The sequence below is a fragment of the Acidovorax sp. LjRoot66 genome (genome assembly GCF_964253305.1).
Lineage (GTDB): Bacteria > Pseudomonadota > Gammaproteobacteria > Burkholderiales > Burkholderiaceae_C > Acidovorax.
Genome location: NZ_CAXUQU020000001.1, coordinates 6,442,391 through 6,454,983 on the forward strand (window position 1 = coordinate 6,442,391; position 12,593 = coordinate 6,454,983).

Genomic DNA, 12,593 nt, shown 5'->3' on the forward strand with positions numbered 1-12,593 from the left:
TGTAATTCCTCGCCGCGGGACCACAAAAGCGCTGCGAAGCCCTCGATTATACGAATTACCGGGCATGCGGCGCAAGCCATGCCTGGCGAAAACAACGCAAGGCTCGCGATTGCGCACCAAGCCGGCTCAGGGCGACTGGCGGCGGCGCGCCTCTTCGGCGTCGTAGCGGCGCTTGTTCTCCACACAAATGGCGGAATTCGCCTGGGAGGGCTTCTGGCATTCGTTGTGGATGCACATGGGCCGCGCCAGGAAGCTGGCGTCGGCGCACGCCTCCTGGGGCGATGGCACGCGCACCGGCGCTGGACGGGGGCGCTCCACCGGAGGCGGTGGTGGTGGCGGTGGTGGCGGCTCCTCATGGACCACGACGGGCGCAGGTGCCGGCTCGGAGGCCACGGCGCGCTTGGGCTTGGGCGCGGGCTTGGCCACCACCGCCGCCGAGGCGGCATCGGTAACGCCGGGCGTAGCGTCCGCAGGCGCGCTGGCCACCACGAACGCGGGTTCCGAGGCCGGCAACAGAACGGCCACCGCCTCGGACGCAGCGGGCGCCGGCTCGGCCATCTCGGTGATGATGTCGTCTGCGGGTGCGGCCTTCGGGCTGCGGCCTTGCGACCACCAGACCCCGGCGGCGGCCACGGCCAGCCCGGCTGCGCCGAGCACCAGCCACACCGGCATCCGGCCCGGCCGGTGGTCGGCACGCGCAGCCAGGGCTGCAGCGGCACGCTCGGACTCCGTCAGTGCCGCGCGCACCCGGCCTGCGGCACCACTGGCCTCGCCCCGGCCATGGCGCGTTGCCTTGCGGTCGTGGTCGGCCGTCACCAGGACCTGGGTGTCCGCAGGGTCCATGAAGACGGTGTCGGCCCCTCCGCGCTGGACGGTATCGGGGTAGCCATCGGCAGCAGGGTCTTCGCCCGCCGCCTCCATCGCCTTGTTCGCCTGGGCTGCGATGTTGGCCACGATGGCGGGGGCTGCCGTCACATCCACCGTCGGGGTGAGGAGGCCGGGGCCGGGCTGGTCCGCGGGCTCCACCCAGATGTCGCCCAGGTCGGCGCGAAAGTCGAAATGGTCAACGCCTTCCGGGGGTGCGGTCATCTCCATGAGCTGCAGGAAGGCATCGATGCTCTGCGGCCGGTCTTCCGGCTTGAGCGACAGCGCCTGCGAGACCGCCGCCACGAAGGCAGGCGAATATTCGACGCCCAGTTGCTTCTTGACGGTCTTGGCCACCCGCGAGAACGGCACCATGCGGTCCTTGATGGAGCGCAGGGTGGCCGGCAGGGGCGTGTCGTTGCACAGGCAGCCATGCACCACCGCACCCAGCGAATACAGGTCGCTCCAGGGGCCCTGGCGCAGATCCTCGTCGCCTTCGGAATACTGCTCGATGGGCGCGTAATTCACCTTGAGCACGGCTGTGTGCTTGTGGTCCTTGTCGTTGATCGCATGGCGCGCTGCGCCCAGGTCCAGCAGCACCGGCGGGCCGCTGTCCTGCAGGAAGATGTTGTCGGGCGAGATGTCGCGGTGCAGGGTCTTGCCGTCGTGCAGCACGCGCAGCGCTCCCAGCACAGACCACAGCAGCTTGCGCAGCCACTCCTCGGGGGGCGGCGTGCGCATCTGGGCGCGCGCCTGCTTGAAGGTCATGCCCGAATACAGCGGCATGACCATGTAGGCGGTGTTATTGGCCTCCCAGAAGCGGAACACCTTGACCAGGGAGGGGTGGTCGAACTGCGCCAGCAGGCGGGCCTCGCCCACGAACGATTCGAGGCCGGCGTGAAAGGTCTGCTGGTCCGATGACGAGCGCACCCACAGCGATTGCCCCTGGGCACGCCCGGCCAGTGCCGACGGCATGTACTCCTTGATGGCCACCGCGCGGTGCAGGGAATGGTCGAACGCCTTGTAGACCATGCCGAACCCGCCCACCCCCAGCAGCGCCAGGATTTCGAACTCGGCCAGCCGCGTTCCAGGCGGCAGCGCATCGACATGGCTGACGGCACTGACAGGAGCAGGAGCAGAGGTTTCGATCATTGTGCGAAAAAGCTGGGCGGAAAGGCAGCCGGGACGGCGGTCAGGAAACTGCTGCAAGGAGCCGCCACGCGGCACCAGCGATCATGATGCATCACAGACGGGGCATTGAAACAAAAAGCCACCGATCTGCCAAAAACGTCACGCAGGAACCTCCCCGCACGCAATTCTGCCTGTCCTGCATTGTCCGTGCCACCGGTGGCGGCTGAAAGCCCCGATTGACGAATGTTGTGCGCGCTGATGAGGTTGCAGCCTCGGAAATATCGGCCCAGGCGCTGACCTCGTTACCATTGGGGCATGTTCAGTTACCGCCACGCCTTCCATGCAGGCAACCACGCCGATGTGCTCAAGCACACGGTGCTGATTGCTGCCCTGCAACACCTTGTCGAGAAAGATGCGGCCCTGACCGTGCTGGACACCCATGCGGGCGCAGGCCTGTACCGGCTGGACGGCGACTATGCCAACACCAGCGCCGAGTCGGCCGACGGCATCGCCCGGCTGATCGCTCCGGGCGTTCCCGCGCTACAGCCGGCCCTGCAGGCCTATCTGGACATGGTGCGCGCCTTCAACCAGGGGGCGGCCACGCGGGTCTACCCCGGCTCGCCCTTCATCATCCAGCGCCTGCTGCGCGAGCGCGACAAGCTCAAGCTGTTCGAGCTGCACCCGACCGACCTGCGCGCGCTGGCGGGCAACGTGGCCCAACTCGAAGCCGGCCGCCAGGTGGCCGTGCTGCACGAGGACGGGTTCGAGGGTATCAAGAAATTCCTGCCCCCGCCGGCCCGGCGCGCGCTGGTGCTGTGCGACCCCAGCTACGAGATGAAGAACGACTACGCCAAGGTGCTCGACATGGCGGCGGATTCGCTCAAGCGCTTTGCCACCGGCACCTATGCGTTCTGGTACCCGATCATCCCGCGCCCGGAAGCCCATGACCTGCCACGCCGCTTGAAGACCCTGGCCACCAAGGCGGGCAAAAGCTGGTTGCATGCCACGCTGACCGTCAAGTCCAGCAAGATCACCGAAAATGCCGCCGGTGACGTCAAGCGCCCCGGCCTGCCGGCCAGCGGCATGTTCCTGATCAACCCCCCCTTCACGCTCAAGGCCGCGCTCAAGGAAGCCCTGCCCCAGATGACCGAGCTGCTGGCGCAGGACAAGAACGCCACCCACACGCTGGAATCCGGCGGGTAGAGAGAAGAGAACGGCCCCGCTTAGCGCAGCGGCGCCCGCTCAGGGAGAACGCCGCAAGCGCGGCGGCACGGCACGTGTGCGGCGACCGTTGCTGGCAGCTGGTGCGCCCGCTTCATCGGCCTCAGGGGAGGCCAAACGCTGCAAGAGGTTGTCCAGGGGAGCGGGCGGGCATGTGACCGCATCTGCGCCCAAAGGGAAGACGTCCACGGCCTTGAGCCCCAGGCTTTGCACCCCCAGTGCCATCGCCGCGCCACGGCTCAGGTCCACGATGCGATTGGCCACGTGCGGGCCCCGGTCGTTGACCCGCACCACCACGCCCTTGCCCGTCTCCCGGCTGCGAACGCAGATGCGGGTACCGAATGCCAGCGTGCGGTGCGCCGCCGTCATGGCGTTCATGTCGAACAGCTCGCCACTGGCCGTGCGCCGCCGGTGGAAACGCTGGCCATACCAGGAGGCCAGCCCCGTTTCCAGGGGGCTCTCGTCTACATCGGGGGAGTCGTCTTCGTCGTCGTTCATTTCCGCCGTATCAGACGGCAGGGTGGGATAGGAAGGCACGGCAGCCCCATTGCGAAGCGGCAATACCTCTGCCGCGTCGGCTGGCACCTTGAGGCCGCTGCCTGTTGCACCATCCAGGCGCAACCCCGCTTCCTCGCCCCATGCGGATGGCCACCACAGCAGGCAGGCCACCAGCGCGCAGGCGATTCCTCGCAAAAAATCAGCGCTTGCAGCGCGCAAGAAACGCCTCTTCAAAGCGTTTCAGGTCGCCCCGCTCGCCCTCGGTGAGGTCGGTCCGGGCGCGCTTGGCGTTCAGGATGCGCTGCGATTCCGCACATTGCTGGACCTGGCGGGCATCCTGCTGGCGCGCCGCGTCGGCCGCCGCCTGGGCAGACTGCTCCTCGTCGCGGCGCTGGCGGTCGCCGGAGCGCCGCTCGTCGTACATGCGGCGCGACGCATCGCGCTCCTCCTCGCTGCAGTCGCGGCGGTACTCGCGCTGCATGCCCTGCACCACGTCGGGCGCGATCTTGCGCGAGTAGGCGTTGCGGATGTTTTCGTCCAGCGAGCGGCAGCGCCCACTCATGTAGCTGTAGTGGTCCGGCACGTCGGGCGCCGTGCGCACTACCGTGGGACGGGAAGGCTGGCTGTACGAATAGGAAGACGGGGCAGGTCCCGCCTCCACCGTCCGGGTGGTGCTGCCACTCGGGCACGGGCGCGACAGGCTGTAGTCATTCCCATTGCCATCCCGGCAGTGGTAGCGCGTCTGCGCTCCCACATTGGACACACCAAGCCCAGCCAAAAGGGCCAGCATCACCGCAAATACAACCTTCATGGCGCACCAGAAAAATGAAACAAAGGGTATGGATATTACCGTTTCGGCCCGGTTACAGCACCAGCCGGCGGCAAATTTCGAGCGTGGCAGCACTCTGGTTCATGGTGTAGAAGTGCAGAGCCGGCACGCCCTCGCTGCGCAATTTGTCACACAGATCGGTCACCACGTCGAGGCCAAAGGCCTTGATGCTGGCCGTGTCGTCGCCGAAGGCCTGCAGGCGCAGGCGGATCCAGCGCGGGATCTCGGCGCCACAGGCATCCGAGAAGCGCATGAGCTGGGTGGAGCTGGTGATCGGCATGATGCCGGGCACCACCGGAATGCTGGCACCCAGGCGCTGCACGTCGTCCACGAAGCGAAAATAGGCATCCGCGTTGTAGAAATACTGGGTGATGGCCGCATCGGCACCCGCCTGCACCTTGGCCAGGTAGGCCTTGACGTCGGCCTCCGGCGAGCGCGCCTGGGGGTGCACCTCGGGGTAGGCGGCCACTTCGATGTGGAAGTCGCGCCCCGTCTCGGCCCGGATGAAGGCCACGAGGTCGCTGGCGTACTGGAACTCGCCGCCCGCGCCATAGCCGCTGGGCAGGTCGCCGCGCAGCGCCACCAGGCGCTTGACGCCCATGGCCTTGAGCTGCGCCAGCTCCTGGCGCACCGATTCGCGCGTGGCGCCGATGCACGAGAAATGCGAGGCCGCAGGCACGCCTTCGGCCAGGATCTCGCGCACGGCGCCGAAGGTGCCCTCCTGCGTGGAGCCGCCCGCACCATAGGTGACGGAGCAGAACTCAGGGCTCAGCGCATACAGCTGCTGGCGCTCGGCGCGCAGCTTGTCAGCACCTGCCGGCGTCTTGGTGGGAAAGAACTCGAGGCTTACCGGAAAGCCGGTGGCCTGCGCCTTGGCTGCATTCATGCGGCCCTCCTGGCAAAAACAAAGAATTCACGGTTGCCGTCGCCACCGCTGATGGGGCTGTCCAGCCAGGCCTGCACCGTGAGGCCCAGACCGGCACAGCAGTCGCGGATGCGCTGCTCGACCACCGCGTACAGGGATTCGTCACGCACGATGCCGCCCTTGCCCACCTGGCCGGGCTGCAATTCGAACTGCGGCTTGACCAGCATCAGCAGCTGGCCCTCGGGCGCCAGCAGCGGCACCAGCGCCGGCAGCACCAGTGTGAGCGAGATGAACGACAGGTCGCCCACGATGAGCTCGAAGCTTGGCGTGGTGTCCACCTTGTCGTAACCCGCACGGCGGCGCAGCCCGGATCGGGGCGTGGGCTCCGTGTCTGCCGGCGTGCCACCCTTGGCAGCGTCCGCCTCGATGTCGTCGTCGCTCACATCGTCGCTGTCGTCGTAGTCAGTGACCTCGCCATCGCCCGACATCCAGCGGTACGGGTTTTCGGGCTGCACGTCGTCTGCCACCGCGCCGCCCACCGGGTCCGAGATCGCCTGCTCGCAGGCTTCCTTCAGCGTCTGCGCGGTCACCGATCGCGCATTCAGCCCTTCCACGCAGACCACGCGCACGTCGCTGCGCAGGCTCTCGTGCAACTGGGCCTGGCCCACGTCCACGCCGATCACCTGCACCGCGCCCTGCTGCAGCAGGCAGTCGGTGAAGCCGCCGGTGCTCTGGCCCACGTCCAGGCAGCGCAGCCCGGTGACGGACAGGCCCACCGCCTTGAGCGCGCCTTCGAGCTTGAGCCCGCCGCGCGAGATGTACTTCACCTCCGCGTCGTCGAGCAGCCGCAACTCGGCCACCGAGGGAATCTCGTCACCGTTCTTGCCCACCTTCTGCCAGGGCGACAGTGGCGACAGGCGCCACTCCACCCCTGCGGCGATCAGGCGCTGTGCCTGCGACCGTGTGGTGGCATGGCCGGATTCCACCAAAAAAACATCTGCGCGCATGCGTCACTCTCTCACCCGAGGGCAATGGATTTCAGGGCCTCGAGGGCACGAAGGCGTTCACCGCCGCCGGTGCCTTTACCCAGAAGGCAAGGGCACCGGCGGCAGCAGCCGATCAGTAGCGGTAGGTGTCGGGCTTGTAAGGGCCTTGCTTGGACACGCCGATGTAGGCGGCCTGCTCGTCGGACAGCTCGGTCAGCATGGCGCCGACCTTCTTCAGGTGCAGGCGGGCAACCTTTTCGTCGAGGTGCTTGGGCAGCACGTAGACCTGGCCGTTTTCGTAGCGGTCCTTGTGCATGAACAGCTCGATCTGGGCGATGGTCTGGTTGGCAAACGAGCTGGACATCACGAAGCTCGGGTGGCCCGTGCCGCAGCCCAGGTTCACCAGGCGGCCCTTGGCCAGCAGGATGATGCGCTTGCCGTCCGGGAAGATCACGTGGTCCACCTGGGGCTTGATCTCTTCCCACTCGTACTGCTCGAGCGACGCGACCTGGATCTCGTTGTCGAAGTGGCCGATGTTGCAGACGATGGCCTGGTCCTTCATGGCCTTCATGTGGTCATGGGTGATCACGTCCTTGTTGCCGGTGGTGGTGACGAAGATGTCGGCCTTGTCGGCGGCGTACTCCATGGTCACGACCTTGTAGCCTTCCATCGCAGCCTGCAGGGCGTTGATGGGGTCGATCTCGGTCACCCAGACCTGGGCCGACAGCGCGCGCAGGGCCTGGGCACTGCCCTTGCCCACGTCGCCGTAGCCGGCCACGCAGGCCACCTTGCCAGCGATCATCACGTCGGTGGCGCGCTTGATGCCGTCCACCAGCGACTCACGGCAACCGTACAGGTTGTCGAACTTGCTCTTGGTCACCGAGTCGTTGACGTTGATCGCGCGGAACAGCAGCGTGCCCTTGGCCGACATTTCCTTGAGGCGGTGCACGCCCGTGGTGGTCTCTTCGGTCACGCCGATGATCTGGGCGCTCTTGCGGGTGTACCAGGTCGGGTCCACGGCCAGCTTGGCCTTGATGGAGGCGTACAGGCAGGTTTCTTCTTCGCTGGTGGGGTTCTCCAGCAGCGAGGCATCCTTCTCGGCGCGCTGGCCCAGGTGCATCAGCAGCGTGGCGTCCCCACCGTCGTCCAGGATCAGGTTGGGGCCTTCGCCTTCGCTGCCGGCAGGCCCGAAGTCGAAGATGCGGTGGGTGTAGTCCCAGTATTCGGCCAGGGTTTCGCCCTTGATGGCGAACACGGGCGTGCCGTTGGCGGCAATCGCGGCAGCGGCATGGTCCTGCGTGGAGAAGATGTTGCACGATGCCCAGCGCACGTCGGCGCCCAGGGCCTGCAGGGTTTCGATCAGCACGGCGGTCTGGATCGTCATGTGCAGGCTGCCGGTGATGCGGGCGCCCTTGAGTGCCTGCTGGGCAGCGAATTCCTCGCGGATGGCCATCAGGCCAGGCATCTCCGTTTCGGCGATGCGGATCTCTTTGCGGCCCCAGGCGGCCAGGCCGATGTCGGCAATGATGCAGTCGGTGTTGACCGGGGCGTTGACGCGTGCGTTCATGATGGTGTGCTCCAAAGCATGTTTGAAAGACCACGTTCAGCGCGGGGAGAGACAGAAGGCTCACCACACGAGAAGTGGATGAGCGTCGTTGCTAGATGACTCCGAGCCTCACGCCCCGCCAGTGCTGGGGACGCTGCAACGCTCCTCGGATGCGCGCATTATAAGGAAAAGGCCCGGGCACAGACCATTCATAGAATGACCACGTGGCCCCGCTGCGGATCAATGCGTCCGGCATGCAGGTCTTGCACCAGCGCCTGCGCCGCCGCAAAGCCCTGGTGCTCCTGCACCTGCATCCAGGGCTGGCGGGCATCGCTGATGCGGTCGATGAAGGCGCGCTGCGCGGCGTTGAACTTCTGGTTCACCACCTCCGGGCCCCAGTCGGCATTGCGCTTTCGGATCTGCACCGGAGCGAAGTAGAACGCCGGGGCCGGCCCGGGCAGCGCGGTATCGCGCAGGAAATGCGTGTTCTGGGCCGAGCCAGCATAGCAGTCGTAGACCAGCGCATCGCCCAGGTGGTGGTGCACCCGCGCGCGCAGGTCCTCGTCGCCCGAAAAGTCCACATACAGTGTGGGCACGGCCGTATCCAGCGCCTCCAGTTCGCCATAGGCCACGGTGCGGTCGTAGCACCCCAGGCCCTGCACGAAGGCGCTGTTGCGCGGCGAGGTGAGCGCCACCCGCTCGATGCCCTCCAGACCCAGCAGGCAGAACGCGGTGCCGAAGGCCGTCTTGCTCGACGCGCTGGAGAAAACCAGGCGCTGCGCACCGAAGAACGCGTTGTCCGCGAGGAAGTCCGCCAGCATGAATGAGGTGATGAACAGCGGCCGCACCAGCATCTGCCAGTTCTCGTCGGCGGCCCGGTAGGCCGGATCGGCGCTGGTGCGCGCGTACTGGTTGTAGGCCGAGGTCAGGCCCTGGCGGTGCTCCGCGCCATCGTAGAAGCCCCGCGCCGTCACGCGCACGGGCTGCATGCGCAGGTGGCTGGCAATCGGCCAATAGCCGTAGAAGCGCTCGCCCGCGGCCACGCCCTCCACGTCGGAGGCCACCACCTCGGCAAAGCCCCACACGGGCATATGGCCCCAGCCCTCCTCACCCGTGGGAAAGAAGTCCCAGTACTTCATGGCATCGCCGAAGGCGGCGTAGGTGATGTTGTTCGTCGTCACGGCCACGCGGTCCACGCGCAGCAGGGCCTCGCCGGGCTGCAGTGGCGCCAGGGGCGATTGCACGGCGCGGGTGTGATTCAATGCATTCTTGTCGGTCAACAGGCGGGTCTGCATGGTCATGGTGTGTCTCCGGTACGGTGGTGGAAATGCGCTGCGGTCACTGTATGGCGCCCTGCCCTGCAGCGGGTTCGGAAACCGATGAAGGCCCGGCCACCCAGCGCCGCTGCGGCTGCCAGGCCGTTGAAAAGGCCGCGCCAGGCCCGCGCCCGCTTCACCGTGCAGGCCATCTACGACGCCTTTGTTCGGATTTGGCAGCGCGACGGCTGGGACAAGCTCACCACACGCAACGTGGCGCTGGAAACCGGTATCGCCGTGGGCACGCTCTACGACTACTTCCCCAACAAAACGGCCCTGCTCTCGGGCTATGTGCGCCATTGCATCGAAGCCCTGCTCGCCGCCATCGACCGCGAGGCCGTGCAGCCCGCCGGCCTGCGCTGGGAGGAGCGCATCCACCACCTGGTGCGCCTGGTCTGCGGCGTGGATGCGCCCGAGCTGCCGACCTTCCACCCCGACATGCTGGCGCTGGAAGGCGCCATGGCCGAGCCGCACCACCACCGCCGCGCCCACGAAGAGCTGGCTGCGGCCTGGGGCCATGTGTTCGCCGCCTGCACAGACCTGCCCCACCCGCCGGGGCCGGAGATAGCCTACACCCTGCACCTGTCGGCCTGGGGCGGGCGGCGCTATGTGCTGTTGCTCCAGCTCGATCCTGCAGCCATGCGGCAATGGGCCGATGGCATGGAACAGCTGTGCTGCGCCGCCATCCGGCAGGCCGCCAATCCGCCACCCTGAACCTGTCACCTGCGCGGCTGCTGCGCTTTGCCCGGCACTCCACACTGGCGCCCTCACAGAAGAAGGAGCACCCCATGGACCCGAAGGACAAGGTCATCGTCGTCACCGGCGGCGCCAGTGGCATCGGCCGCAGCATCGCGCGGCGTTTTGCACAGGAAGGCGCCCGCGCTGTGGTCGTGGCCGACCTGCACCTGGAACCGGCCCAAGCCGTGGCCGACGAGATCGGTGGGCTGGCCGTTCGCTGCGACGTTGCGCGCGAAGCCGATATCCAGGCCCTGGTGGCCACCACGCGCGAGCGCTACGGCCGTGTGGACGCCTATATCTCCAACGCCGGCATCCTGGGCCGCCCGGGCGGCATCGAGCTCGAAGACCCGCTGTGGGACGCCATGTGGAACATCCACGGCATGGCCCATGTCTGGGCGGCCCGCGCCGTGGTGCCCGAGATGGTGGAGCGCGGCGAGGGCTTCTTCCTCGTCACGGCCTCGGCGGCCGGGCTGCTGACCATCGTTGAATCCGCGCCCTACGCCGTCACCAAGCATGCGGCCGTGGCCTTTGCCGAGTGGCTGCGCATCGCCTACGGCCGCAAGGGCGTGGGTGTCGCCTGCCTGTGCCCGCAGTCGGTGCAGACCGCCATGGTCACGGGTGACGGTGGCTCGGCCTCCCACGACGGCATCCTGCCGCCCGAGCAGGTGGCAGGCGACGTGCTGGCCGCCATGCAAGACGGGCGCTTCCTGGTGCTGCCCCACCCCGAGGTGGCGCAGTACTTTCGCAACAAGGGCCAGGACTACGAACGCTGGCTGGGCGGCATGCAGAAGATGTATGCGCGCCACACCCAGGCACAGGCGACCTGAGGGGCGGCCGCAGGAGGCGGGGGCGCCGGCCCGGTAAAATCGGAGGATCCGGGCGCCCCATGGGCTGCCCCACCGACTGCCGCAGCGTGCGCGCTGCCCACCCCTCTCCTGGAATTCCCCTGTGTCCTACGCCCCCGAAACCCGGCGCCGCCGCACCTTTGCCATCATTTCCCACCCCGACGCGGGCAAGACCACGCTGACCGAAAAGCTGCTGCTGTTCTCGGGCGCGATCCAGATCGCCGGCGCCGTCAAGGGCCGCAAGGCCAGCCGCCACGCCACCTCCGACTGGATGGAGATCGAAAAGCAGCGCGGCATCTCGGTGGCCTCCTCGGTCATGCAGATGCTGTACCGCGAGCACGTGATCAACCTGCTAGACACCCCCGGCCACAAGGACTTCTCGGAAGACACCTACCGCGTGCTCACCGCCGTGGACTCGGCGCTGATGGTGATCGACGCGGCCAACGGTGTGGAAGCGCAGACGCGCCGCCTGATCGAGGTCTGCCGCCAACGCGACACGCCCATCATCACCTTCGTGAACAAGATGGACCGCGAAGTGCGCGACCCGCTGGACATCATGGACGAAGTGGAGCGCGAGCTTGGCATGCCCTGCTGCCCCATGACCTGGCCCGTGGGCCAGGGCAAGGCCTTCGGCGGCATCATCAACCTGCGCACCAAGACCATGACGGTGTTCGAGTCCGGCAGCGAGCGCCGCCCGCAGGACTTCGAGGCCATCCCGCTGTCGGACGAGGCGAACCTGCGCGCGCGCTTCGGCGCCGAGTTCGATGCCGCGCTCGAAAGCATGGAGCTGGCCGTGGGCGCCTCGCCCGCGTGGGACCACGAGGCCTTCCTGGCCGGCAAGCTGACGCCCGTGTTCTTCGGCTCCGGGGTGAACAACTTCGGGGTGATGGAGGTGCTCGACGCCCTGGTGGACATGGCGCCGCCCCCCGGCCCGCGCGTGAGCACGCTGCAGGTGAACAAGCAGCCCGTGGTGAAGACCATCCAGCCCGAGGACGAGGGTTTTGCCGGCGTGGTGTTCAAGGTGCAGGCCAACATGGACGCCAACCACCGCGACCGCATCGCCTTCGTGCGCGTGGCCTCGGGCAGGTACACCCCCGGCATGAAGCTCAAGGTGCAGCGCACCGCCAAGGAGCTGCGCCCGACCTCGGTCGTGACCTTCATGTCCCAGCGCCGCGAGGCGGTGGAAGAGGCCTACGCGGGCGACATCATCGGCTTCACCACGCACGGCGGCGTGCAGCTCGGGGACACCATCACCGATGGCGCCAACCTGCAGTTCACCGGCCTGCCGTTCTTCGCGCCCGAGCTGTTCATGACCGTGATCCTCAAGAACCCGCTGCGCACCAAGCAGCTCCAGCAGGGCCTGGCCCAGTTGGGTGAGGAAGGTGCCATCCAAGTCTTCAAGCCCGACGTCGGCGGCCCCATGCTGCTGGGCGCCGTGGGCCAGCTGCAGTTCGAAGTGGTGCAGCACCGCCTGCGCGCCGAGTACGACGCCGATGTGCGCCTGGAAGGCTGCCAGTACACCGGCGCCCGCTGGATTACCGCTGACAGCCCGGCCGATCTGCGCGCCTTCACCGACGCCTACCCCATGCGCCTGTCGCACGACGCTGCCAATGCATTGGCCTACCTGTGCACCTCACCCTACGACGTGCGGCTGGCACAGGAGCGTTTTCCCAAGATCCACTTCCACCCGCTGCGCGAACACGCCGGGCTGAGCCTGGGCAGCGCGGGCTGAACCTCTTCCTCCCAGCAGCCAT

Annotated in this window: 11 protein-coding genes and 1 riboswitch; of the genes, 4 read left to right on the forward strand and 7 right to left on the reverse strand. The window is 67.4% G+C overall.

Going from position 1 to position 12,593, the window contains the following annotated elements:
• Positions 1-126: 126 nt before the first annotated feature.
• On the reverse strand, positions 127-2,016 hold the full coding sequence (locus ACSQ3Y_RS30170; protein WP_436179836.1) for a serine/threonine protein kinase: 1,890 nt from the start codon (positions 2,014-2,016) through the stop codon (positions 127-129).
• Positions 2,017-2,310: 294 nt separating this feature from the next.
• Between ACSQ3Y_RS30170 and ACSQ3Y_RS30175 the strand changes: the two genes are divergently transcribed.
• The gene (locus tag ACSQ3Y_RS30175) at positions 2,311-3,198 is read left to right on the forward strand and encodes a 23S rRNA (adenine(2030)-N(6))-methyltransferase RlmJ (protein ID WP_436179837.1); all 888 of its coding nucleotides are present in this window, start codon (positions 2,311-2,313) and stop codon (positions 3,196-3,198) included.
• Positions 3,199-3,237: 39 nt separating this feature from the next.
• Here the strand turns inward: ACSQ3Y_RS30175 and ACSQ3Y_RS30180 are convergent, their stop codons facing one another.
• The 6 genes from ACSQ3Y_RS30180 to ACSQ3Y_RS30205 all read right to left on the reverse strand — a co-directional run bounded on the left by ACSQ3Y_RS30180 (position 3,238) and on the right by ACSQ3Y_RS30205 (position 9,241).
• Positions 3,238-3,714: a septal ring lytic transglycosylase RlpA family protein gene (locus ACSQ3Y_RS30180; RefSeq protein WP_436179838.1), complete on the reverse strand. Its 477-nt coding sequence runs from the start codon at positions 3,712-3,714 to the stop codon at positions 3,238-3,240.
• A 199-nt stretch (positions 3,715-3,913) separates the two neighbouring features.
• Positions 3,914-4,525 (reverse strand): hypothetical protein, encoded by a 612-nt coding sequence (locus ACSQ3Y_RS30185; protein WP_179683361.1) that lies wholly within the window; start codon positions 4,523-4,525, stop codon positions 3,914-3,916.
• 52 nt (positions 4,526-4,577) lie between these two features.
• Positions 4,578-5,429 (reverse strand): methylenetetrahydrofolate reductase [NAD(P)H], encoded by an 852-nt coding sequence (gene metF / locus ACSQ3Y_RS30190; RefSeq protein WP_436179839.1) that lies wholly within the window; start codon positions 5,427-5,429, stop codon positions 4,578-4,580.
• Positions 5,426-6,415 (reverse strand): TlyA family RNA methyltransferase, encoded by a 990-nt coding sequence (locus tag ACSQ3Y_RS30195; protein WP_436179840.1) that lies wholly within the window; start codon positions 6,413-6,415, stop codon positions 5,426-5,428. The genes metF and ACSQ3Y_RS30195 overlap by 4 nt, the downstream gene beginning before the upstream one ends.
• 112 nt (positions 6,416-6,527) lie before the next feature.
• Positions 6,528-7,961: an adenosylhomocysteinase gene (ahcY, locus tag ACSQ3Y_RS30200; RefSeq protein ID WP_179683358.1), complete on the reverse strand. Its 1,434-nt coding sequence runs from the start codon at positions 7,959-7,961 to the stop codon at positions 6,528-6,530.
• 73 nt (positions 7,962-8,034) lie between these two features.
• A riboswitch (S-adenosyl-L-homocysteine riboswitch) is annotated at positions 8,035-8,112 on the reverse strand.
• A 37-nt stretch (positions 8,113-8,149) separates the two neighbouring features.
• Positions 8,150-9,241, reverse strand: a complete 1,092-nt coding sequence (locus ACSQ3Y_RS30205; RefSeq protein ID WP_436179841.1) for a DUF2855 family protein — start codon at positions 9,239-9,241, stop codon at positions 8,150-8,152.
• Between the two features lie 78 nt (positions 9,242-9,319).
• Here ACSQ3Y_RS30205 and ACSQ3Y_RS30210 point away from each other — a divergent pair, with 78 nt between their 5' ends.
• The 3 genes from ACSQ3Y_RS30210 to ACSQ3Y_RS30220 all read left to right on the forward strand — a co-directional run bounded on the left by ACSQ3Y_RS30210 (position 9,320) and on the right by ACSQ3Y_RS30220 (position 12,571).
• Complete coding sequence (locus ACSQ3Y_RS30210; protein WP_436179842.1) at positions 9,320-9,970, forward strand: TetR/AcrR family transcriptional regulator; 651 nt, start codon at positions 9,320-9,322, stop codon at positions 9,968-9,970.
• Positions 9,971-10,044: 74 nt separating this feature from the next.
• The gene (locus ACSQ3Y_RS30215) at positions 10,045-10,821 is read left to right on the forward strand and encodes an SDR family oxidoreductase (RefSeq protein ID WP_436179843.1); all 777 of its coding nucleotides are present in this window, start codon (positions 10,045-10,047) and stop codon (positions 10,819-10,821) included.
• A gap of 121 nt (positions 10,822-10,942) precedes the next feature.
• Positions 10,943-12,571, forward strand: a complete 1,629-nt coding sequence (locus ACSQ3Y_RS30220; RefSeq protein ID WP_436179844.1) for a peptide chain release factor 3 — start codon at positions 10,943-10,945, stop codon at positions 12,569-12,571.
• Positions 12,572-12,593 lie beyond the last annotated feature (22 nt).

Bases quoted from the DNA above. Each gene is read 5' to 3' on its own strand.
- ACSQ3Y_RS30170 (WP_436179836.1), bottom strand. From the start codon at position 2,016: ATGATCGAAACCTCTGCTCCTGCTCCTGTCAGTGCCGTCAGCCATGTC.
- ACSQ3Y_RS30215 (WP_436179843.1), top strand. From the start codon at position 10,045: ATGGACCCGAAGGACAAGGTCATCGTCGTCACCGGCGGCGCCAGTGGC.
- ACSQ3Y_RS30210 (WP_436179842.1), top strand. From the start codon at position 9,320: ATGAAGGCCCGGCCACCCAGCGCCGCTGCGGCTGCCAGGCCGTTGAAA.
- ACSQ3Y_RS30195 (WP_436179840.1), bottom strand. From the start codon at position 6,415: ATGCGCGCAGATGTTTTTTTGGTGGAATCCGGCCATGCCACCACACGG.
- ACSQ3Y_RS30185 (WP_179683361.1), bottom strand. From the start codon at position 4,525: ATGAAGGTTGTATTTGCGGTGATGCTGGCCCTTTTGGCTGGGCTTGGT.
- ACSQ3Y_RS30180 (WP_436179838.1), bottom strand. From the start codon at position 3,714: ATGAACGACGACGAAGACGACTCCCCCGATGTAGACGAGAGCCCCCTG.
- ahcY (WP_179683358.1), bottom strand. From the start codon at position 7,961: ATGAACGCACGCGTCAACGCCCCGGTCAACACCGACTGCATCATTGCC.
- metF (WP_436179839.1), bottom strand. From the start codon at position 5,429: ATGAATGCAGCCAAGGCGCAGGCCACCGGCTTTCCGGTAAGCCTCGAG.
- ACSQ3Y_RS30175 (WP_436179837.1), top strand. From the start codon at position 2,311: ATGTTCAGTTACCGCCACGCCTTCCATGCAGGCAACCACGCCGATGTG.
- ACSQ3Y_RS30205 (WP_436179841.1), bottom strand. From the start codon at position 9,241: ATGACCATGCAGACCCGCCTGTTGACCGACAAGAATGCATTGAATCAC.